At 68.6% G+C, this 23,072-nt stretch carries 17 protein-coding genes; 13 read left to right on the top strand and 4 right to left on the bottom strand.

The window, feature by feature from the left end:
* Positions 1–6 precede the first annotated feature (6 nt).
* Both odhB and F787_RS0109595 read right to left on the bottom strand, forming a co-directional pair.
* Positions 7–1,347, bottom strand: coding sequence for a 2-oxoglutarate dehydrogenase complex dihydrolipoyllysine-residue succinyltransferase (gene odhB / locus F787_RS0109590; RefSeq protein ID WP_028492023.1), 1,341 nt, complete (start codon positions 1,345–1,347; stop codon positions 7–9).
* 35 nt (positions 1,348–1,382) lie between these two features.
* Positions 1,383–4,217: a 2-oxoglutarate dehydrogenase E1 component gene (locus F787_RS0109595; protein WP_028492024.1), complete on the bottom strand. Its 2,835-nt coding sequence runs from the start codon at positions 4,215–4,217 to the stop codon at positions 1,383–1,385.
* 75 nt (positions 4,218–4,292) lie between these two features.
* On the opposite strand from F787_RS0109595, the gene uvrD reads away from it, so the two are divergent.
* Positions 4,293–6,488, top strand: coding sequence for a DNA helicase II (gene uvrD / locus F787_RS0109600; RefSeq protein WP_028492025.1), 2,196 nt, complete (start codon positions 4,293–4,295; stop codon positions 6,486–6,488).
* 6 nt (positions 6,489–6,494) lie between these two features.
* Here uvrD and pyrE read toward each other — a convergent pair whose 3' ends face one another.
* Complete coding sequence (gene pyrE, locus F787_RS0109605) at positions 6,495–7,130, bottom strand: orotate phosphoribosyltransferase (protein WP_028492026.1); 636 nt, start codon at positions 7,128–7,130, stop codon at positions 6,495–6,497.
* A 101-nt stretch (positions 7,131–7,231) separates the two neighbouring features.
* On the opposite strand from pyrE, the gene F787_RS0109610 reads away from it, so the two are divergent.
* From F787_RS0109610 to F787_RS0109620, 3 genes are all read left to right on the top strand, one after another.
* Positions 7,232–8,005: an exodeoxyribonuclease III gene (locus F787_RS0109610; protein ID WP_255325684.1), complete on the top strand. Its 774-nt coding sequence runs from the start codon at positions 7,232–7,234 to the stop codon at positions 8,003–8,005.
* 39 nt (positions 8,006–8,044) lie between these two features.
* Positions 8,045–9,448, top strand: coding sequence for an AmpG family muropeptide MFS transporter (locus F787_RS0109615; RefSeq protein ID WP_028492027.1), 1,404 nt, complete (start codon positions 8,045–8,047; stop codon positions 9,446–9,448).
* Between the two features lie 154 nt (positions 9,449–9,602).
* Positions 9,603–11,573 carry a M48 family metalloprotease gene (locus F787_RS0109620; protein WP_028492028.1) on the top strand — a complete coding sequence of 657 codons (1,971 nt, stop codon included), beginning with the start codon at positions 9,603–9,605 and terminating at the stop codon, positions 11,571–11,573.
* A 114-nt stretch (positions 11,574–11,687) separates the two neighbouring features.
* Here the strand turns inward: F787_RS0109620 and F787_RS0109625 are convergent, their stop codons facing one another.
* Positions 11,688–12,701 carry a porin gene (locus tag F787_RS0109625; RefSeq protein WP_028492029.1) on the bottom strand — a complete coding sequence of 338 codons (1,014 nt, stop codon included), beginning with the start codon at positions 12,699–12,701 and terminating at the stop codon, positions 11,688–11,690.
* A 370-nt stretch (positions 12,702–13,071) separates the two neighbouring features.
* Here F787_RS0109625 and F787_RS0109635 point away from each other — a divergent pair, with 370 nt between their 5' ends.
* From F787_RS0109635 to F787_RS0109675, 9 genes are all read left to right on the top strand, one after another.
* Complete coding sequence (locus F787_RS0109635) at positions 13,072–13,587, top strand: MarR family winged helix-turn-helix transcriptional regulator (RefSeq protein WP_019588879.1); 516 nt, start codon at positions 13,072–13,074, stop codon at positions 13,585–13,587.
* A 5-nt stretch (positions 13,588–13,592) separates the two neighbouring features.
* The gene (locus tag F787_RS0109640) at positions 13,593–14,021 is read left to right on the top strand and encodes a fibronectin type III domain-containing protein (RefSeq protein WP_019588880.1); all 429 of its coding nucleotides are present in this window, start codon (positions 13,593–13,595) and stop codon (positions 14,019–14,021) included.
* 44 nt (positions 14,022–14,065) lie between these two features.
* Positions 14,066–15,307, top strand: coding sequence for a Zn-dependent hydrolase (locus tag F787_RS0109645; protein WP_018868951.1), 1,242 nt, complete (start codon positions 14,066–14,068; stop codon positions 15,305–15,307).
* Between the two features lie 31 nt (positions 15,308–15,338).
* The gene (locus tag F787_RS0109650) at positions 15,339–16,079 is read left to right on the top strand and encodes a cysteine hydrolase family protein (RefSeq protein WP_028492031.1); all 741 of its coding nucleotides are present in this window, start codon (positions 15,339–15,341) and stop codon (positions 16,077–16,079) included.
* Complete coding sequence (locus tag F787_RS0109655) at positions 16,076–17,560, top strand: sodium:solute symporter family protein (protein ID WP_018868949.1); 1,485 nt, start codon at positions 16,076–16,078, stop codon at positions 17,558–17,560. Before F787_RS0109650 ends, F787_RS0109655 begins: the two co-directional genes overlap by 4 nt.
* Positions 17,557–17,679, top strand: a complete 123-nt coding sequence (locus tag F787_RS17295) for a hypothetical protein (RefSeq protein WP_018868948.1) — start codon at positions 17,557–17,559, stop codon at positions 17,677–17,679. Before F787_RS0109655 ends, F787_RS17295 begins: the two co-directional genes overlap by 4 nt.
* Positions 17,667–18,746, top strand: a complete 1,080-nt coding sequence (locus F787_RS0109665) for an aspartate carbamoyltransferase (RefSeq protein WP_018868947.1) — start codon at positions 17,667–17,669, stop codon at positions 18,744–18,746. Before F787_RS17295 ends, F787_RS0109665 begins: the two co-directional genes overlap by 13 nt.
* A gap of 91 nt (positions 18,747–18,837) precedes the next feature.
* Positions 18,838–20,859 (top strand): asparagine synthase (glutamine-hydrolyzing), encoded by a 2,022-nt coding sequence (gene asnB, locus F787_RS0109670; RefSeq protein ID WP_028492032.1) that lies wholly within the window; start codon positions 18,838–18,840, stop codon positions 20,857–20,859.
* Positions 20,860–20,893: 34 nt separating this feature from the next.
* Positions 20,894–23,020: a bifunctional diguanylate cyclase/phosphodiesterase gene (locus F787_RS0109675; protein WP_028492033.1), complete on the top strand. Its 2,127-nt coding sequence runs from the start codon at positions 20,894–20,896 to the stop codon at positions 23,018–23,020.
* Positions 23,021–23,072 lie beyond the last annotated feature (52 nt).

Genomic DNA, 23,072 nt, shown 5'->3' on the forward strand with positions numbered 1-23,072 from the left:
TCGGGCTCAGACGTCCAGCACCAGGCGCGCCGGGTCCTCGATGGCCTCCTTGATCGCCACCAGGAACTGCACCGCGTCGGCGCCGTCGACCAGGCGGTGATCGTAGGACAGCGCGACGTACATCATCGGCCGGATCACCACCTCGCCGTCCACCGCCACCGGGCGCTCCTGGATCGCGTGCATGCCGAGGATCGCGCTCTGCGGCGGGTTGACGATGGGCGTGGAGAACAGCGAACCGAACACCCCGCCGTTGGTGATGGTGAAGGTGCCGCCGCGCAGCTCGTCGATATCCAGCTTGCCGTTGCCGGCGCGCTCGGCGAAGTCGCGGATGCGGCGTTCGATGTCGGCAATGGAGGCGTTGCCGGTATCGCGCAGCACCGGCACCACCAGCCCGCGCGGGGACGACACCGCGATGCCGATATCGGTGTAGTGGTGGTAGACGATCTCTTCGCCGTCGAGCGCGGCATTGATCACCGGGAAGCGCTGCAGGGCCCGGGTCGCGGCCGCCACAAACAGCCCCATGAAGCCCAGCCGGGTGCCGTGGGTCTGCTCGAAGGCATCCTTGTAGCGCCCGCGCAGGGCCATGGCCTGCGACATGTCGATCTCGTTGAAGGTGGTCAGCATCGCAGTGGACTGCTTCGCCTCCAGCAGGCGTTCGGCGATGCGCGCCCGCAGCCGGCTCATGGGCACCCGCTCGGTGCCGCGCTCGCCGGCCGCACGCGGGCCGCCGGCGGGCGGTTCCGCGCCAGCGGCAGCCCGCGCGCTGTCGCGTCCGGCGTCGTCGGCCGCCGGGCGACGAGACGTGTCATCGCCCTTGCCCCCGACCCCGGAACCCGCCGCCTGTTGCGCGCGTTCCACGTCCTCGCGCTGGATGCGGCCATCGGGCCCGGTGCCGCGCACCTGATCCTCGCGCAAGCCGGCCTCCTGCAGCAGGCGGCGCACCGCCGGTCCCGGCGGGGGCGGCGAGCCGGCATCCGCGGCCGGTTCGGGCTCGGGGCCTTCGTCCCCCGCGTCGGCCTCGTCGGCCTCGGCCGAGGCGGGGTCGGGTTCGGGCTCGACGTGCTCCCCGGCCGCCGGGGCCTCATCGGCGGGCTGTGCCGGGGCCGGGCCCAGATGGCCGAGCACGTCATCGGCGTGCACGGTGTCGCCTTCGGCCACGGCCAGGTCGACCAGGGTTCCGTCGGCGGGGGCGTTGACCTCCAGCACGACCTTGTCGGTCTCCAGCTCGGCGATCAGTTCGTCGCGGCGCACGGCATCGCCCGGCTTCCTGTGCAGGGCGACCACGGTGGCATCGGCCACGGATTCGGGGAGTTGCGGAACCTGGATCGGGGTCTGCTCGGCGGACATCGGGCTTCCTTGTTCGGCGGTTTTGCGGGACGGACTCAGGGTGTCGGGTGCGGCAGGTCACGACTGCCCAGCGGGCCGAAGGCGCGCTCCAGCAGTTCCTCGTGCTGCGACCGGTGGACCTCGGGATAGCCCACCGCCGGGGCCGCCGCCGGCGGGCGCGCAACCGCGTGCAGGGCATGACCGCGCTCGGCCAGCAGCGGGGCCAGGCGCGGATACACGAAGCCGAGATAGCCCTGGTTTTCCGGCTCGTCCTGGATCCAGACGAATTCCTCGGCCTGCGGATAACGCTCCAGTACCTCGCGCATGCGGTCGCAGGGGAACGGGTAACACTGCTCCAGGCGCACTACGGCGACATCCTCGCGTTCGTCGGTCTGGCGGGTGGAGACCAGATCGTAGTGGATCCGGCCGCTGGTCAGCAGGACCCGACGGACCTGCTGCGGATCGGTCACCTCCGGATCGTCGAGGACGGTCTCGAACCGTCCTGTCGCGAGGTCCTCCAGCGAGGAAACGGCCTGACGGTGCCGCAGCAGGCTCTTGGGGGTCATGACCACCAGCGGCTTGCGGTAGGGACGCACCATCTGCCGGCGCAGCAGATGGAAGATCTGCGCCGGCGTGGTCGGCACGCAGACCTGCATGTTCTCCTGCGCCGCCAGCTGCAGGAAGCGCTCGGGGCGCGCGGAGGAATGCTCCGGTCCCTGGCCCTCGTAGCCGTGCGGAAGGAACAGGGTCAGGCCACACAGCCGCCCCCATTTCTGCTCACCGGAGGAGATGAACTGGTCGATCACCACCTGGGCGCCGTTGACGAAGTCTCCGAACTGCGCCTCCCAGATCACCAGCGCCTCGGGGGCCGCGGTGGCGTAACCGTATTCGAACGCGAGCACGGCCTCCTCGGACAGCAGCGAATCGATGACCAGAAAGCGCGGATGGTCCGGGTCCAGGCGGCGCAGCGGGACGTAGGTGTCGCCGGTGTTGCGTTCGTGCAGCACGCTGTGACGATGGAAGAAGGTCCCGCGCCCGGAGTCCTGTCCGGACAGGCGCACGCGATAGCCGTCCTGGATCAGGCTGCCGTAGGCCAGGGTCTCCGCAGCACCCCAGTCCAGCGGCTGTTCACCGCGCGCCATCTGGCGCCTCGCCTCGAGGATCTTGTGCACCCGCGGGTGGGGCTCGAAGCCCTCCGGCGGGGTCGACAGGTGTTCCAGCGCGGTCGCCAGACGCTCGCGGTCGACGCCGGTATCGACCGGCTGATCCCAGGCCTGATGCAGGTACGGGCCCCAGTTGGTGCCGCCCGCGCGGGTCTCGCGGGTGCGATCGCGCAGCAGCGAGTCGGCCACCGCCTCGCCGGCATCCAGCCGGTCGCGGTAGGCGTCGAGGATCTGCTCCTGCTGCTGCGCGTCGGTCAGGCCTTCCTCGGTCAGCTGACGGGCATAGCGCTCGCGGGTGGTCGGCAGGTCGCGGATGCGGTGGTACATGCGCGGCTGGGTCGCGGCGGGTTCGTCGGCCTCGTTGTGCCCCTGACGGCGATAGCAGACCAGGTCGATGACCACGTCCTTGCCGAAACGCATGCGGTAATCCAGCGCGATCTGGGTGACGAAGACCACCGCCTCGGGGTCGTCGCCGTTCACGTGCAGGATGGGCGCGTTCACCATCTTGGCGACATCGGTCGCGTAATGCGTCGAACGCGCATCCTTCAGCGTGCTGGTGGTGAACCCGATCTGATTGTTCACGACCACGTGCACGGTTCCCTTGGTGGAGAACCCGCGGGTCTGCGACATGTTGAGGGTTTCCATCACCACGCCCTGGCCGGCGAAGGCCGCATCGCCGTGGATCACCACCGGCATCACCCGGTTGCCCTGCCGGTCGCCCAGGCGCACCTGACGCGCGCGCACCGAACCCTCGACCACCGGCGTCACGATCTCCAGATGCGACGGGTTGAAGGCCAGCGCCAGATGCACCGGTCCACCGGGGGTCTCCACATCGGACGAGAACCCCATGTGGTACTTGACGTCACCGGTGCCCCGATCATCGCGCGGGCGCCCTTCGAACTCGTCGGCGAGCTCGCCCGGCGATTTGCCCAGCAGGTTCACCAGCACGTTGAGACGGCCACGATGCGCCATGCCCAGCACGAGCTCGGTCAGGCCGCGTGCGCCACCGCGCTGGACCAGGGCATTGAGCAGCGGGATCAGGCTCTCCGCGCCCTCCAGCGAGAAGCGCTTCTGGCCCACGTAGCGCTTGTGCAGGTAGCGCTCCAGGCCCTCGGCGGCAGTGAGGCGCTCGAGGATCGCCAGGCGGGTATCGTCGCCGAAACCGAAGCGCCCGTGCGCCGACTCCAGGCGCTCCTGCAACCAGCGCTTCTCGTCGGTGGCCGTGATGTGCATGTATTCCGCGCCGATGCTGGCGCAGTAGGTCTCGCGCAGGACCTGTTCGATGGTGTCCAGCGGTGCCGGACCGTCAAGGAACAGCGAGCCGGGGTCGAAGGTCATGTCCGGGCTCACGCCTTCCAGCCCGTGGTATTCGCGGCTCAGCTCGCGCGGCGCCACCGGGGCCTCGCGCTCCAGCGGGTCCAGACGCGCGCCGAAATGCCCGAGGTAACGATAGGCGTTGATGAACTGCAGCACGCGGATCTGCAGGCGCTCGTGCTCGAGGTCGGGGCGGTCGGTATGCCGGCGGCGCTCCTCGCCCCGCGCCGGCGCACGCGCCTGCGGTGCCGCATCCTCCAGGGCCCGGAAATAGTCGGCCCAGGCCGCCGGGACCGAAGACGGATCCTCGCGGAAGCGCTCCAGCAGCGTCTCGGCAAACGCCAGATTGTCCGGGTGGGGGTCCTGTCCGGAAACCGGTTGATCCAGCCGATGGCGGGATGACATGTCGTTCATGGTGGTCCTGTGACGTCGGGCGTGCGCGCGAAGTTCTGCAGACCTCGACTGTACCGCGTTTGCTACCATGCGCGCATGGACGTTTCTCCCCTTCTTGAAGGCCTCAATCCGGCGCAGCGCGAGGCCGTGGCCGCGCCGTCGCAACCCGTTCTGGTGCTGGCCGGTGCCGGCTCCGGCAAGACCCGCGTGCTGGTCCACCGCATCGCGTGGCTGATCGGCGTGGAGAACATCGCCCCGCACGGACTGCTGGCGGTGACCTTCACGAACAAGGCCGCCAGCGAGATGCGCGGGCGCATCGAGGAACTGCTGGACTATCCGGCCAGCGGGCTGTGGGTGGGGACCTTCCACGGTCTGGCCCACCGCCTGCTGCGTCAGCACTGGCAGGAGGCCGGACTGCCGCAGAGCTTCCAGATCCTGGATTCCGACGACCAGCTGCGCATGGTCAAGCGCGTGCTGCGCGGGCTGGAGCTGGAGGAGTCCCACTGGCCGCCGAAACAGGCGCAGGGCTACATCAACGCGCGCAAGGACGAGGGCTCGCGCCCGGAACACCTCCCGGACACCGGCGACCCGATCGCGCGGCAGTGGGTGCGCATCTACACCGCGTACCAGCAGGCCTGCGAACGCGCCGGGGTGGTGGACTTCGCCGAGCTGCTGCTGCGCTCGCTGGAACTGCTGCGCGACAATCCGGGGCTGCTGGAACACTACCGCACGCGCTTTCGCCACGTGCTGGTGGACGAGTTCCAGGACACCAACGACATCCAGTACGCCTGGCTGCGGCTGATCGCCGGCGCCAGCCCGGTGTTCGCGGTGGGCGACGACGACCAGTCGATCTACGGCTGGCGCGGGGCGAAGATCGAGAACATCCAGCACTTCCAGAAGGACTACCCCGGCACCCGGGTCGTGCGGCTGGAACAGAACTACCGCTCCACCGCCAGCATCCTCAACGCCGCCAACGCGCTGATCCGCCACAACAGCGGCCGTCTGGGCAAGGAGCTGTGGACCGAGGACCTCGAGGGCGCGCCGGTGCGGCTGTACACCGCGCTGAACGAGCAGGAGGAGGCGCGCTTCATCGCCGAGACCATCGCCCGGCACATCGAGGACGGCGGCCAGCACCGCGAATGTGCGGTCCTGTACCGCTCCAACGCGCAGTCGCGCGTGCTGGAAGAGACCTTCATCGCACGGCGCCTGCCGTACCGGGTGTACGGCGGGCTGCGCTTCTTCGAGCGCCAGGAGATCCGCGACGCGCTGGCCTACCTGCGCCTGGCCGGCAACAGCGACGATGACCCGGCCTTCCTGCGCGCGGTCAACCAGCCGCCGCGCGGGATCGGCGAAAAGACCCTCGACGACCTGCGCGCGGTGGCCGCGGAACAGGACATCTCGTTGCTGCGCGCGGCGCAGCGGGCGGTGCAGGCGAACGCGCTGTCCGGACGCGCACGCAACGCGGTGGCGGGTTTCCTGCAGCTGGTCGAACAGATCCGCGACGCCCTGACCGGGCGCCCGCTGGGGGAACAGGTGGAGCAGGCCATCGCCCTGTCCGGGCTGCGCGAGCACTACGCGAAGGAGAAGGGCGAACGCGGCGAGGCCCGTCTGGAGAACCTCGACGAGCTGGTGGGTGCGGCAAGGGCCTTCGACATGGAGGAGATCCGCGAGGAGGAAACCACCGGCGACCGCCTGACCGACTTCCTGTCACACGCCGCGCTGGAGTCGGGCGAGGGGTCGGCGGACCCCGACGAGGACGCGATCCAGATGATGACCCTGCACTCGGCCAAGGGCCTGGAGTTCCCGCTGGTGTTCCTGACCGGGCTGGAGGACGGGCTGTTCCCCAACGCCCGCTCGGTGGACGAACCCGGGCGCCTGGAGGAAGAGCGCCGTCTGGCCTACGTGGGCATGACCCGGGCGGAGCGCCAGCTGTACCTGACCCACGCCGAGACCCGCCGGCTGTACGGCCGCGAGGCCTCCAACCCGGCCTCGCGCTTCCTCAACGAGATCCCGGAAGACATGCTCGAGGTTCTGCGCCCGCAGTCCTCGCCCTACGCCTCCGGGCGCTTCGCCGCCGCGCGCCAGCGGACCAGCAGCATGGACGCGCAGGCGGAATCGGCCCGCGAGGAGGGCCTGGCGATCGGCACCCGGGTGCACCACGCGCGCTTCGGCGAGGGGCTGGTCACGGCCTTCGAGGGCTCGGGATCCTCGGCCCGGGTACAGGTCAACTTCGCCGACGCCGGCGCCAAGTGGCTGGTGGTCGGCTTCGCCAAGCTGGACGTACTGGCCTGATCCGGCTCAGACGCCGTATTCGGCGCGGTAGGCGCGCAGGGCGTCCAGGTGCTCCGGCGCGCGGCCGGTCTGCTCCAGCAGGGTGACCAGGTCGGTCAGCCGCGCCACGCGCACCACCTGCATGCCCAGATCACTCTCCACCTCCTGGATGGCCGAACGGTCGCCCGCACCGCGCTCCTCGCGGTCCAGGGCGATGGCCACCCCCACCGGCGAGGCGCCGGCGGCGCGGATGATGTCCACCGATTCGCGGATGGCGGTGCCGGCGGTGATCACGTCGTCCACGATCAGCACACGACCCTCCAGCGGGGCGCCCACGATGTTGCCGCCCTCGCCGTGGTCCTTGGCCTCCTTGCGATTGAAGGCCCAGGGGCGGTCCATGTCGTGGTCGCGGTACAGCGCTTCGGCCACGGCCGCCGCCAGCGGGATGCCCTTGTAGGCCGGGCCGAAGATCAGATCGAAGTCGATCCCGGAATCCACGATCGCCTGCGCATAGAACTCGCCCAGGCGGGCCAGGTCGGAACCACGGTTGAACAGCCCGGCGTTGAAGAAATAGGGGCTGGTGCGGCCCGATTTCAGCGTGAACTCGCCGAAACGCAGGACGTCGCGCTGCAGGGCATATTCGAGGAAGGCGTGGGCGGTCATGACGGCTCCGTGGTCGATTGCGAGGGGAAACGGCCCCTATTCTGACACAGCGTCCGGGCGGGTCTTTTCGCCGGCCGCGCGCGCGGGTATCGTTGCGCGCCATGCGCATAATGTCCATGAACGCCAACGGCATCCGTGCCGCCGCCCGCAAGGGCTTCTTCGACTGGCTGCCCGCCACGGCAGCCGACGTGGTCTGCATCCAGGAGACCAAGGCCCAGATCCACCAGATCCAGGGCGAGCCCTTCCATCCGCCCGGTTATCACAGCGCCTACGTGGACGCGGTGAAACCCGGCTACAGCGGTGTGGCCATGTACAGCCGGATGCAGCCGGACGAGGTGATCACCCGGCTGGGCTTCGAGGAGGCGGACAACGAGGGGCGCTACGTGGAGATGCGCTTCGGCAACCTGTCGGTGGTGTCGCTGTACCTGCCGTCGGGCTCATCGGGCGACCACCGTCAGGATTCGAAATGGCGCTTCCTCGATTTCTTCCGCCCGTGGCTGGCGGAGCGCATGCAGGACGGGCGCGAATGGGTGATCTGCGGCGACTGGAACATCGCGCACAAGGAAATCGACCTGACCAACTACCGCTCCAACCGCAAGAACTCGGGCTTTCTGCCCGAAGAACGGGCGTGGCTGGACCACCTGTTCGACGAGATCGGCATGGTGGATGTGTTCCGCCGGCTGGACGACCGCCCCGGGCAATACACCTGGTGGTCCAACCGCGGCCAGGCCTGGGCGAAGAACGTGGGCTGGCGCATCGACTACCAGATCGCCACGCCGGGCATCGCCGCCACCGCGCGCGACCCGTTCATCTATACCGAGCAGCGCTTCTCCGATCACGCGCCGTTCTGGATCGATTATGACTACGCGCCCTGACAGCCGCACCGGGCTCCCGGTCCGGCACATGCCCCGTCGATGAGCGCCGCCGAGGACGCGCAGGCCGCACCCCGCCGTGACTGGCTGGCGGCACTGGCGGTGTACCGCCACCCGCGTGTCATCGGCATGCTGTTCCTCGGCTTTGCCGCCGGGCTGCCGCTGCTGCTGACCGGCGGCACGTTCACCGCCTGGCTGCGCGACCTCGGGGTGGAGCTGTCGTCCATCGGCTTTCTCAGCTGGGTGGGCATGGCCTACAGCATCAAGGTGCTGTGGGCGCCGATCGTGGACCGCCTGGCGCTGCCGGTGCTGACGCGGCTGTTCGGCCGGCGCCGGGCGTGGATGCTGCTGGCGCAGGCCCTGATCATCATCTCGCTCACGGGCATCGCGCTCACCGACCCCACCGAGCAGCTGTGGCTGGTCGCGGTGTGGGCGGTGATCACGGCGTTCGCGGCGGCAACCCAGGACATCGCCATCGATGCCTACCGCATCGAGGCGGTGAGCAAGGAACGCCAGGGGGCGATGGCCGCGGCCTACGTGACCGGCTACCGCGTGGCCCTGCTGACCGCCGGGGCCGGGGCACTGCACATCGCCGCGGTGGGGACCTGGGGCCTGGCCTACGGCACCATGGCCGCGCTCATGCTGGTGGGCGTGATCTGCACCCTGATCGTGCGCGAGCCCGAGGTGGCCGAGCGCGACCGCAGGACCGCGCAGATCGAGCAGCGCGTGCTCGACTACATCAACAACACCTCGGACACCGGCTACTGGCGCGCCTTCAAGGCCTGGTTCATCGGCGCCTTCGTCTGCCCGTTCGTGGAGTTCTGGAAGCGCTTCGGCAAGATCGCCCTGCTGCTCATCGCGTTCATCGCGATCTTCCGCATCAGCGACATCTTCATGGGGGTGATGGCCAACCCGTTCTACCTCGATCTGGGCTTCAGCAAGGATCAGATCGCCAATATCGCCGCGGCCTTCGGCCTGGCGATGACCCTGGGCGGGGCCGCCGTGGGCGGGCTGCTGGTCGCGCGCTTCGGCATCATGCGCATGCTGATCGCCACCGCGCTGCTGGCGCCGATCACCAACCTGACCTTCTCCTGGCTGGCCCTGCTGGGTCCGGAGCTCTACGGGCTGGTATTCGCCATCATGGCCGACAACATTACCGGGGGCATGGCGATCTCGGTGTTCATCGCCTACCTCTCCAGCCTCACCAACAGCGCCTACACCGCCACCCAGTACGCGCTGTTCAGTTCGCTGATGACCCTGCCCGGGCAGTTCCTCGCCGGCTTCACCGGAGTGATGGCGGAGTTCATGGGCTGGTTCTGGTTCTTTGTCAGCTCGGCCGCGATCGGCATCCCCGCGGTCCTGCTGGCACTGTGGATCGCGCGCGTCGCCAACCCCGACCGCTTACCCCAGCCCGGGCGCGAAGAGGCCGCCGAACGGACCAACTGACCGTGGGAGCCTGCTTGCAGGCTCCCGCAGTCCTGTGCGCATCCTCCCATCCATGGAAGCGTGCTGGCACCCGTTGCGGACAGCGGCCTTGCCCCCGCGCACAAAACCCGGTTGTATACGGGGGATCGGGGAGACAACCGGGGACGGCGAAGGAATGCGCTTCTTTGAATACCAGGACCGGGCACGCCGGCGGCTGACGCTGCTGCTGGGCCTGTTCGTGCTGGTGGTGGTGCTGATGGTGGCACTGCTCAATATCCTGCTGCTGTATACCCTGGTCGAGCCCTGGCAGGAGCTCCGGCAGCTCATGCCCACCGCCGAGAGGCTCGCGGAGCACCGTGGCTTTCTGCTGTGGACCACCGGACTGGCGATCGCGGTCATCGCCGGGGCCAGCCTGTGGCGCCTGTACCAGCTGCGGCGTGCCGGCGGCGGGCGCGGCATCGCCCGCGAGATGGGCGGCGATCCGGTGGATGCCGAGCCCGAGGACCCGATGAACCGGCGGCTGCGCAACATCGTCGAGGAGATGGCGATCGCCGCCGGGCTGCCGGTGCCGGCGATCTTCGTGCTGGAACGCGAGCTGGGCATCAACGCCTTCGCCGCCGGCTTTACGCCGCATGACGCGGCCATCGCGGTGACGCGCGGGGCGATCGAGAGCCTCAACCGGCAGGAACTGAAAGCGGTGGTCGCCCACGAGTTCGGCCATATCCGTGCCGGCGACATGCGCCTGAACACGCAGCTGGTCGGCATCCTGTTCGGCATCGAGATGATCGCGCTGCTGGGCCTGGGCATGCTGCCCGGACGGCGCGCGCGCAGCGACCCGGGAGAGATGCGGGGGCCGGTGTGGTTCAACTTCGCGCTGGTGGCCGCCGGTGGGATCGGCCTGATCGGCGGGCGCCTGATCCGCGCAGCCATCGCGCGCGAACAGGAGTACCGCGCGGATGCCCACGCGGTGCAGTTCACCCGCAACGCGGACGGCATGGCCGGCGCCCTGCGCAAGGTAGCCGCGCGCTACGCCGGGCTCAACGCCAGTCCGGCAATGGTCGGACACATGCTGTTCGCCAACGGCGCCATTGACCAGCTGCTCGATACCCATCCGCCGCTGGAGAAACGCCTGGAGCGGCTGGGCCAGCCACTGGACGAGGAGGGCCTGGAACGCCTGGGCCGCGAGGCCACCGACCGGGTGAGCCGTGCGGTGACCGAACGCGAACGCCGGCGCCGCGAGGAGGAGGCTGCCGCCGAGCAGCAGCGGGAAGAGGAGGAGAACGGGCCGCTGGGCGAGGCCTTCGGGGCCGTGCCCGGCTCGCTGGCCGCCGCCCTGCTGGCCGCACTGCCGGGCGAACTGGCCCGCTCCGCCCGCAATCCGCACTGGGTCGCGGATCTGGTGCTCTACCTGATCCTGCATCCGGATCCGGAGATCCGCGAACAGCAGCTCCACATGATCCTGGAAACCCGCGGCCCGGAGAGCGAGGAACGCGTGCGCCAGCTCCGCGCGATGGTCCCCGAACCCGCGGCCGAACACCGTCTTCCGCTGACCGAGATGGCTTTCCCTGCGCTGGCTCGGCTGAGCCGCGACGAACAACGGACCCTGGCCGGACTCGTGGAACGCCTGATCCATGCCGACGGCCGCCTGTCCGCCACCGAATACGCCCTCGGCCGCATGTTGATCGAACACCTCGACCGGCGTCACGGGCACGGGGGCGAAAGGACGCACGGGCGCAAGGATCCCGCCGGGAAGAACGCCCGGCACCGCGAAAACGCGGCGCGCTACCTGCTGGCGACCCTCGCACTGCATGGCCACCCGGATGACCCCGAGGCGGCGGAGGCCGCGCTGATCGCCGGCCTGGGCCGCTTCACCGGCAGCCTGCCGTTCAGCGCCCCCATCCCCGAGGAGCTGCGTCAGGCCAGCCAGTCCGCGGCCTGGGCACGCATCCTCGACCGCGCGCTGGGGCGCCTGGCGCGCATGCCGCGCCACGACCGCCAGCGACTGCTGCAGGCCATGGACGACACCGTGCAGCAACGCGGCGACCCCACCGCGGAACAGCGCGAGCTGGTACGCATGATGGCCGCCTCGCTGCACCTGAACGTACCCCTTCCGGATGCCGGCGAACTGTTCGACGCCGGACACTGAAGGGGCTTCGGAGCGCACTGCGCCCCCGGCCCTGCCCGCAACGAAAGAAGGCCCGCATCTCGCGATGCGGGCCTTCCCGTTACAGCCGCTTGCTGAAACTCGCGCGGTGCGCGATCAGAAGCTGTAGTGCATGCCGGCCATAAACACATCACCAGTATCGCCGATGACTCCCTCGTCTTCATCCATGTCCCGCGCACGCACCTGGCCGATCGCTCCGGAACCAATGTCGTCGCTTTCGCTCTCGCGATAGTACTCGGCGAAGAAGGTCAGGGCATCGTTGACGTGGTAGTCATACCCCAGGTGCGCGACGTCGCCACCCCAAGTATCCATGGTCGCCAGCATGCCCTTGAAGGTGTGCTGACCCCAGTCGTAGGACGCAAAGACGTTGAAGGAATTGTCACCGTCCACGTCATCGTCTGCGCTGTCCACGGTTTCGGCCTTGGCACCGATATACAGATCTCCCATGGTGTGCATCACGGAGAAGCCCCAGTCGCGGCGGCGTTCATCCGCATTCGCATCCTGCACACCCACGGAGAAGGTGGTATCTCCCAGAGAGTAGCTACCAGTCAACTGATAGGGATTGTCGTCATTGGCTCCGTCGGTCACGTACGCACCACCAAACGAGAATCCGTTGAAATCGGGCGAGTAGTAGAACAGGGTGTCGCTCTCACGGAACGCCGCATAGGTGATGAAGCCGGACTGGAACGAGTTGAACATGTCCACCGGGAACGCAATGGCGTTGTAGTACGGCAGCCAGTCGCGGCCGTAGGCGAAGGTGCCCGCCACGTCGGATTCAATTCCGATCTTGCCGATGCGGACATCCTCATTCTGACCATTGAACGGATCCTGGACCCGCCCGTTCGCCAGATCCAGCGGCAGCTCCAGCTGGGCAAAGGCGCTCAGTCCTTCGTTGAATTCCATGGAGCCCATGAAACCCACCCGCGTATAGGCATCGCGGAAGCCATCATAGCTGCTGTTGTTGTCCGGATCGGCGGCTTCGTACTGGAGCCGCAGGGAGCCGTAGAAATCCCAGTCGATCGGACCGGCGCCTTCTTCCTGCGCCATGGCCATGCCGGGGGCGGCCAGGGTCGCGGCCACGGCCGCGGCAAGCATCTTCCTGTTCATCATCTTCCTGTCCTCGCGCTCAATTGAATTTTTTCGGGATGTCCGGAACCGGCTCCGCCGTCCGGTCGGTGTGCGGCTTTTGCAACAGCTGCGCGCGGAACATCGCGGACGATCCATTCCACTGCACACCAGTACGGGTATATAAACGAAGTCTAATTCGTTGTAAAGGGCCGACACGCATGTATCCGGTGTGTCTGTTGTGCGCCACAAGCGGAAGGACCGCCTGCGGGTCCCGAAGTTCCGCCGAACGCACGGCGGCATGGCGCGGTCGCACGGGGTGAAGGCCACCGGGCCGTGTTTTCGTGACACGGTTTGCGCCGGAGGTATTTTTGCGCAAAAATAATGTTCGTTGACCATCACTGCCGAGAAACGCATGTCATCCGCCAGCGCCGCCACGCAAACGTCCGCCGCCCCGTCCGGGGGCGAGGACCCCGCACGCTCGGTCATCCGCCAGCTGCGGGTGATCATCCGGGCGCTGCAGGGGCATTCGCGCGCGGTGGAGCGGGCCTGCGGGATCAGCGCCTCGCAGCTGTGGGCGCTGTGGGAGCTCCAGCGCACGCCGGGCCTTAACGTGAGCGACCTGTCGCGGCGGCTGTCGGTGCATGCCTCCACCACCTCCAACCTGCTGGACAAGCTCGAGCAGCAGGGCCTGGTCGAACGTCGCCGCCCGGAGCGCGACCAGCGCATCGTTCGCCTGTATGTGACCGAGACCGGACAGGAACTGCTGGAACGCGCCCCGGCCGCCCCCCAGGGCGAACTGAACCGGGCGCTGGAATCCATGCCGCCGGACGAACTGGCCGATCTGGACCAGAACCTGGCTCAGCTGGTGGAAACCATGCAGTCCACCGAGCAGCGCGCCGGGCTCAAGCCGTTCGAGGGCGGAGCCTGAGCGGCATGCTCCGCCTCGCCGCCAGCTTCGGCCACCTCCCGGTGCTGGCGCTGGCGCTCGTCCTGCTGGCCGGCCCGGCCCTGGCCGAACCCCGCTTCGACGATCCCCCCGAGCACTCCGCCGACGGCGGGTTCACCCTGCACTGGGAAGCCCCCGGGGCGGTGGTGCTGGAACGCGCCAGCGGCCCGGATTTCGACGATGCCCGCGTGATCTACGAAGGCGGCGACACCAGCCGCGTGATCAGCGGCCTGCCCGACGGTGAATACCGTTTCCGGCTGCGCGCGGCCGACGCCGGGGAGGACGCCTGGAGCGACCGCATCACGGTCGAGGTCGAGCATCACGGCCTGGCGCGCGCCTTTGGTTTCTTCGCCGTCGGCGGCGTGGTGTTCCTAGTGCTGATCGTCGTGCTGCTGCGGGGCCGCCCGCGCGGCTGACCCCCCATGCCCCGGGCCATTGGCCCGGCCAACCGGAGACCTTCATGCCCGATTTCACCATCAACATGCCGCGCCTGCAGCAGGACATCAACGACCTCGCGCAGATCGGTCGCGACGCCGACCGCGGCCTGCACCGCCGCGCATTCTCCGACGGCGACCGCGCCGGGCGCGAGTGGTTCCGCCACCGCCTGGAGGCGGCCGGTCTGGATGTCTGGCAGGACGGGGCCGCCAATCTGCACGGTCGCCTGCAGTACGACGGCCGACGGCCGGTGGTGGCGATGGGCTCGCATCTCGACACGGTGCCCGGCGGCGGTCCGCTGGACGGCGCGCTGGGCGTGCTGATCGGGCTGGAGGTGCTGCGCACCACGCAGGAGCAGGGGATCGAGCTGCAGTACCCGCTGGAGGTGATCGACTTCACCGACGAGGAGGGCCGCTTCGGCGGGATGTTCGGCTCCCAGGCGATGGCAGGCAAACTGACCCCGGAGAGCATCAGCCATGCGCGCGACCTGGAGGGCGTGACGCTGGTGGACGCGATGGCGGCCTGGGGCCTGAACGCCGACGACGCGCTGGCCGCGCGGCGCGACCCGAACACCCTGCACGCCTTCATCGAGACCCACATCGAACAGGGGCCGGTGCTGGACCGGCGCGGCCTGAGCGTGGGGGTGGTGGAGGCCATCACCGGGCTGTTCAAGTGGGAGGTGCGCCTGAAGGGCCAGCCCAACCACGCGGGCACCACGCCCATGGACATGCGCGCGGATGCCTTCCAGGGACTGGCCGAGTTCGGCGGCGAGATCGATCGCCTGCTGGAGGAACACGGCAGCCCCAACTCGCGCGCGACCATCGGCCGCGTGGAGCTGTCGCCGGGGGCGCCGAACACCGTTCCCGGCACGGCGACCTTTTCGTTCGAGGTGCGCGACACCGACGAGAAGGTCCTGACCGCCCTGGCGCATGCGGCGCGGCGCACGCTCTCCAGCCTGGCCCGGCGGCGCGACCTGATGTTCGAGTTCGACGTGCTCTCGGAGATCGACCCGGTGCGCTGCGACACCGGGATCGTGCAGACCATCGAGGGCCAGGCCGAACGCATGGGACTGGAGTACATCACCATGCCCAGCGGCGCGGCGCACGACACCCAGAGCATGAGTGCGATCACCCGCACCGGGATGATCTTTGTGCCCAGCCTGCAGGGGCGTTCCCATTCGGCCGCGGAATGGACAAACTGGGAGGACATCGAGACCGGCGCCAACCTGGCCCTGCACAGTGCGCTGGCACTGGCGGCCCCGCAGTAGCGCCACCCCAACCGTTCAAGGAGCCCGCGGCATGGCCGACGACAACGTTTCCCGCCTGACCGACTACGACTCCCTGGATCCGCTGCGCGAGCAGTACCAGGAGAGCCTGATCAGCAAGCCGGTACTGCGGCGCGAGCTGCGCGAGCACCATGTCGCCCTGCTGTGCATCGACCTGCAGTACCTGGACGCCGCGCGCGGCCACGGGGTGTTCGCGGATTCGGCCGAATCCGGCATCCCGCTGGAGGCCCAGGAGTACTATTTCCATCGCCTGGAGGAGACCGTCCTGCCCAACGTGCGCCGCCTGCAGGACGCCTTCCGCGCCGAGGAGATGGAGGTCATCCACACCCGCATCCGTTCGCTGACCCGCGACGGGCGCGACCGCAGCCCGGGCCACAAGCGTCTCGGACTGCATGCGGCCCCCGGCAGCAAGGATGCCGAATTCGTCGACGAGGTCGCGCCGCAGGGCGACGAGATCGTCCTCGACAAGACCGCGAGCGGCGTGTTCAACTCGACCAATCTGCACTACATCCTGCGGAACCTGGAGATCTCCTCCCTGTTCATCGTTGGCGTGTACAGCAACGAATGCGTCTCCACCGCGGTGCGCGACGCCTGTGACCTGGGCTTCTACGTGACGCTCATCGAGGACTGCTGTGCGACGGTGACCCCCGAGATGCAACGCGCCACCATCACCACCATCAAGGACCGCTACGCCCGCGTGATGACCACGGACGAGGCGATCCGCGAGATCACGAGGGTGCAGGAGGCGTCGTGACCGCCCTCGAGGAGCCCATCCTCCCGACTTCCGTCGCCTGGGGGCTGCTGGCCGCCTTCAGCGTCCTGTGGGTCGCGCTGGGCGCGTGGCTGGGCCGGCGCAACTACACGGCGGCCGATCACATGCTGGCCGGGCGCAACGTGGGGCTGGCACTGGCGAGCGCTACCGCGATGGCCACCTGGGTCACCGCCAACACCACCATGACCGCCCCGCAGCTGGCGCTGGAGCTGGGCGTGTGGGGCATGCTGGGCTACTCGCTGGGGGCGCTGGGTCTGATCCTGTTCGCCCCGCTGGCCCGGCGCATCCGCGAACTGATGCCGCACGGCTTTACCTCCGGGGACTTCATCCGGCTGCGCTACGGGACCTTCACCTGGCGGGTGTTCCTCGGGGTCTCCCTGATCTACGCCTTCGGCTGGCTGATCTCCATGGCGATGGCCGGCGGCGTGCTGATCAACGCCCTGGCCGGGATCGACTACCGCGTGGGCATGACCGTGATCCTGACGGTGTGCGTGATCTACACCCTACTGGGCGGACTGCGCGCGGTGATCGGCACCGACTTCATCCAGACCGTGATCATCATCGGCGGCGCTGCGTTCCTCGCCTGGATGACCATCGACCGGGTGGGTTTCGAGGCGATCCATTTCGACCTGATGGAAGAACGCCCAGAACTGCTGAGCCTGCTGTTCCCGGCGGCGATCATGTTCCTGTTCAACAACCTGCTGTTCGGCGTGGGCGAGATCTTCCATTCCAACGTGTGGTGGTCGCGCGCCTTCGCCTTCGGCCGCAACGTGGGCTTCCGTGCCTACCTGCTGGGCGGGCTGCTGTGGCTGCCGATCCCGATTGTGGCCGGCTTCGTGGCGCTGGCCACCCCGGCGCTGGGCATCAACGTGCCGGCGGCGGACATGGTCGGCCCGCTGGTGGCCGCCGAGGTGCTCGGCCTGACCGGGGCGATCGTGGTGTTCATCGTGGTGTTCGCCGCGCTGGCCTCCAGCCTCGACTCGCTGCTGGCGGCCACCTCCGACCTGGTCACCCGTGACATCTACCGCGGGCACATCCATCCGCGCGCCTCGCAACAGACTCAGCTGCGGGCGACCAAGGTGATCGTGGTGCTGCTGGGGCTGCTGACCTGGCTGGCCGCCAGCTACCGCGGCGAGGTGCCGGTGGTCGGCTCGCTCGCGGCCCTGCTGTATTTCACCGGGGCCTTCGTGGCCAGCGCGATCTGGCCCATCGTGGCCGGGCTGTACTGGCGCCGCGCCAACCCGCAGGCGGCCGCCTGGGCGATGCTGCTGGGCTCCGGGCTGGGCCTGGCCAGCTACTTCATGATCGGCTGGTACGTGGCCGCACTGGTGGGCGCGGCGGTCTCGCTGGTGGTCATGGTCGCCGGCACCTGGCTGTTCCCGCGGCCTTTCGACTGGGACCGGCTGGCGCAGGATGACCACGACGCGCCCGCCGGCCGCGACACCCCGGAGGTGGCGACATGACGATCCCGGTAACCGCACTGGCGACCATCGTGATCATCGCGACCACGGTCGCGACCCTGACCCCGATCCTGCTGATCGCCCTGTTCATCCGTGACTGGAAGAGAGGATGCCTCTGGTGAATCCCGATGACCCGCTGAACACCCTCAAGCCGCGGGACGGTGCCGCCGGCACCGATCGCCCGCGCGCCCTGCTGGAGGCGGTGGAGGAAAACCCCGACCCGCTGCTCAAACTGGCCGCCTCGCACGTGGTCTCCAGCCGGCAGTTCACGCGCGAGGAGCTGCTGCAGCTGTTCCGTCTGGCCGCGCAGTACGAGACCACGCCGGCGCTGGTCCATCTGCCGCTGGCCGGCAAGATCCTGATCAGCGCGTTCTACGAGCCGTCCACCCGCACGCGGCTGTCGTTCGAGAGCGCCTGGCACCGGCTCGGGGGATCGGTGATGTCGATCACCGACCCGAAGAGCACCGGCATCGCCAAGGGCGAATCGCTGGCCGACATCGCCGAGATGTTCAACAACTACGGCGACGTGCTGGTGCTGCGTTCCTCGGACGGCGAGGCCGTGCACAACATGCTGGAAAATCTGCGCATCCCGCTGGTCAACGCCGGCAACGGGATCGACGAGCACCCGACCCAGGCGCTGGCGGACGTGTACACCCTGGCCAAGTGGCGCCCGGAAGTGTTCCTGCCCGACTGCCCGCCGGAAAAGCACATCAAGGTGGGGATCGTGGGCGTGCCTTCGCGCATGCGCACGGTACGCAGCCTGCTGAGCATGCTGAGCCTGTTCCCCGAGGCGATCGACGAGATCGTGGTGATCTCGCGCGAGGAGGAGAACTTCGACCCCGAACAGCGCGAGCTGCTGGAGGGCGCGGGCCTGAAGCTGCGCGTGGTGAACGACCTGGACCCGGTGCTGCCGGAGCTGGACGTCGTCTACATCAACGCCATCGCCTGGGTCGGCGACACCTTCGAGTCCATGGGCGAAGGCCTGAACCTGAACCGCCAGTCGCCGCTGAAGGAAGGTGCCATCATCATGCATCCGCTGGCGCGCGGCGCGGAGCTGTCGACCGATCTCGACGACACCCCGCACAACTGGTACTTCGCCCAGGCGCGCGGGGCGGTGTTCGTGCGCATGGCCCTGCTGACCACGGTGGTGCGCCGGATCAGCGCGGTGATGGACACCCCGGAGGGCTGACCCCCCGGTTATGCGATTGCCTGACTGACGGCGAGCGGCGCGGCGACCCGGCCCCGCTCGCCCCCGATGGATAACTCAAGGAGACAACCCCATGTGCGGCATTGGCGGCATCTTTCACGCCGACCCGGAACGTCCGGTCGATGCACAGACCCTGGTCAACATGGCCGCGATCCAGTACCACCGCGGCCCCGACGGCTTTGGCTACAAGACCCAGGATGATCGCGGTGTGGGCTTCAGCCACGCGCGGCTGTCGATCATCGACCTCGACGAGCACCGCGGGCGCCAGCCGTTCACCATGAGCAACGGCGAGATCATGACCGCGGTCAACGGCGAGCTGTACGACTACAAGCGCATCCGTACCGATCTGACCTCGCGCGGGGTGAAGTTCCGCACCAAGAGCGACTCCGAGATGGTGATGCACCTGTACCAGCGCGAGGGGCTGGAGGATGCGCTGAAATACTTCCGCGGCGAGTTCGCGATCTCGCTGTATGACCGCAAGCACGACCGCCTGGTGCTGGCACGCGACCGCTTCGGCATCAAGCCGCTGTACTTCACCGAGACCGCCAGCGGCAGCTTCGTGTTCGGCTCCGAGCTGAAGGTGCTGTTCGCCAACCCCGACGTGCAGCGCCGCTTCTCCGACGATGGCCTGTACCACCAGCTGATGCAGACCATGGTCCCCGGCACCACCGCCTTCGAGGGCATCCACCAGGTCAAACCCGGCCACGTGGTCATCGTCGAGCGCGCCCACGGCAAGCTGAAGATCCGTCAGGAGAAGTACTGGGACATGGACTTCCCGCTGGCCTCCGAGCGCCCGCCGGAGAGCGAGACCGACGAGGAGTACTGGATCGAGGGGGTCCGCGACAAGCTGATGGAGGCCACCCAGCTGCGTCTGGAGGCCGACGTGCCGGTGGCCTGCTACCTCTCCGGGGGGATCGACTCCTGCATCACCCTGGGCCTGGCCTCGGCCAGCCAGCAGGCGCCGGTCAAGGCCTTCACCATCGGCTTCGACAACGACGACTACGACGAGACCGCCATCGCCCGCGAGATGGCCGAGAGCGTGGGCGCCGACCAGGACATCATGTCGCTGGACGCCGACCACCTGTATGACAACTTCGAGGAGGCGCTCTGGCACGCCGAGCGCACCATCTACAACACCCTGGCGGTGGCCAAGCTGCTGATGAGCCGGCACGTGAACCACGCCGGCTACAAGGTGGTGGTGACCGGGGAGGGCTCGGACGAGCTGTTCGGCGGCTACCCGGCGTTTCGCCGCGACATGTTCATGCACGGGCTGGACACCCTGCCGGAGGCCGACCGTCAGGCCTGGCAGCAGATGCTCAACGAGTCCAACGAACTGGTCTCCGGCGCGATGCTGGCCGAGGACGAGGTCTCCGACCCCGACTTCAACCGCATGATGGGCTTTACCCCGTCCTGCCTGCAGCCCTGGCTGGCGGCCGCCGAGCACGTGCCCGGCCTGCTGCATCCGAAGCGGCGCAAGCGCATGAAGGACTACAAGCCGGGCAAGGCCATCGCCGACGCCCTGGACGACGACATGCTGGAAGGCCGCCATCCGCTGGACAAGGCCCAGTACGTGTGGATCAAGACCATGCTGGAGGGCCAGATCCTCACCTGGGGCGGCGACCGCATGGACATGGCCAACTCCATGGAGGCGCGCCCGCCGTTCCTCGACCACCACCTGGCCGAGTTCGCCGCGCAGCTGCCGCCGACCATGCGCATCAAGGGCCGCAACGAGAAATACGTGCTGCGCGAGTCGATGAAGGGCCTGCTGCCCAAGGTGCTGTACGAGCGCGAGAAATTCCCGTTCATGGCGCCGCCGGCCCACACCGACCCGACCAAATGGGCGGCGATGAAGGCGCTGGCGGATCGCTACCTGTCGGAGGACAAGGTCGCCGAGGCCGGGCTGCTGGACCCCGAAGGCGTGCGCCAGGTGTTCGAGATCCACGAGTCGGAGGAGACCCCGGCGGCGACCCAGGTGCAGCTGGACGCGGTGATCAACCACATGATCGGCGTGCAGGTACTGCACGAGCAGTTCGTGGCCACCGACATCCCCGCCCTGGCGGCACAGAAGGCCCGCGAATTCGGCTGGAGCGCCTGACCCCCTAAGGGGCCGGAACGCCCGAAGGAACACCGTGAGCGAAGACACCGGGGATACCTATGCCCTGCGCCTGCAGGCGATCGCGGACACCACTCAGGAGGTGTTCGTCCTGCTCGACAGCGACGGGCGGATCGAGTACGTCAACGCCGCGCTGAAGCGTGTACTGGGTTATGAGCCCCGGGCCCTGCTGGGGCGGCCGCTGCACGAAACGCTCGCACCGGCGGAACACATGGACGCGATCCGCGCGGGTTACGAAGGGTTCCGCCGCACCGGCACCGGCCCCGTGGTGGGACGGGTGCACGAACTGGAGGCGGTGCACGCGGACGGCCATCGGGTACCCGTGGAGCTGTCGGTCTCGGCCCTGTGGCTGGACGGGGAATGGCATGCGGTCGGGGTGATGCGCGACATCTCGGCGCGGCGGCACGTGGAACAGGCCCTGCGTACCGAGCGCGAACACAACGATGCCCGCGCGCGTCTGGAAGCCACCGTCTTCAATGCCACCAGCGACGGCGTCCTCATCACCGACGGGGACGAGCACATCGAGGCCGTCAACCGGGCGTTCACCCAGATCACCGGATATCCGGAGGATGAAGTCCTCGGCCGGACCCCGAGCTTCCTGAAATCCGGCCGGCAGGATGCAGCCTTCTACCGCGAAATGCGGGAGGAGCTGGAAACGGTCGGCGAGTGGAACGGGGAACTCGTCAACCGCCGCCGCGACGGCAGCATCTATCCCCAGTGGACCCGCATCAACGCCGTTCGGGACCCGCAGGGCCGGGTCCGCCACTATGTCGCGGTATTCTCCGACCTCACCGATCTGCGCGCCTCGCAGGAACGCATCGAGCGCCTGGTCCACCGCGACCCGGTCACTGACCTGCCCAACCGCCTGCTGTTTCGCACCCGCCTGGAACAGGTGCTGGCGGCTCAGGGCCGACGGGGCGACGGAGCGGCCGTACTGCACCTCGGGCTGGATGGCTTCAAGCACGTCAACGAGAGTCTCGGTCACCGGTTCGGCGATCGGCTGCTGCGGGCCATGGGCGAACGACTGTACTCCCTGATCCGCCCCACGGAGACCCTGGCGCGACTGGGCGGGGACGAATTCGGGATCCTGGTAGATGGAGAGGAACGCGCGATGCTGCTGGCCGAGGCCCTGCTGCGCCAGGTCGCGCAGACCCTTGAGCTGGACGGCGAAACCCTGTTCCTGACCACCAGCGTGGGCATCGCCTGCAGCCCGCGGGATGGCCACGATGTCGAATCGCTGATGCGCAATGCCGCCGCGGCCGTGCACGAGGCCAAGGCGGCCGGCGGCAACGCCTGGCGGGGCTATTCCCGCGAACAGACCACTCTCGCAACCGACCGCGTGCGGCTGACCGGGCGGCTGCGCGAGGCGCTCGACGCCGATGAGCTGGTCCTCCACTACCAGCCACAGGTCAGCCTTGCTGACGGCCGGATCATCGGAGTGGAAGCGCTGGTCCGCTGGCAGCATCCGGAATCCGGCCTGATCCCGCCGGATCGCTTCATTCCGGTGGCCGAACAGAGCGGGCTGATCGCCGCGCTTGGCGAACAGGTCCTGCAGAAGGCTTGTCGTCAGGCACGGGAGTGGCGGGACAATGGCGTGGACTTCGGCCACGTGGCGGTCAACATCTCCCCCGCACAGATCCGCCGCAGCACCGTCGCCGCCCAGGTGTCCGGGGCACTGGAAAAAAGCGGCCTGCCCCCGCACTGCCTGCAGGCGGAGATCACCGAGAGCATCGCCATGGACCGACGCGGCGAGGCCCCGGCGTTCCTCCAGGCCATGCAGGAGCTGGGGGTGCGCCTGGCGATGGACGATTTCGGCACCGGTTATTCCTCTCTCGGCTACCTGCGCGACCTGCCGTTCGACACCCTCAAGGTGGATCGCGTGTTCGTGAAATCGCTGCCCGATTCGGCATCGGACGCCGCGATCGCCGAGGCGATCTGCACCCTGGGGTGCCGCCTGGGCCTGGAGGTCCTGGCCGAGGGCGTGGAAACCCCGGCGCAGGCCGACACCCTGCGCGGCTTCGGCTGCACCTCGGCCCAGGGCTTCCTGTTCTCCCGGCCGGTCCCGGCCGAACAGCTGCTCGCCACCCTCCGCCAGCTGTCGGGCCCCGCGCCACAGGAGTCGCGGGGCACCCACGACGACTAGAAGTCGTAGCGGCACCCCCCGACCAGCAGGTGCTGCGCGCCGCTCTCGTCAC

Origin of the sequence: Thioalkalivibrio sp. ALE19 (assembly GCF_000428605.1) — a bacterium.
Classification (GTDB): Bacteria; Pseudomonadota; Gammaproteobacteria; order Ectothiorhodospirales; family Ectothiorhodospiraceae; genus Thioalkalivibrio.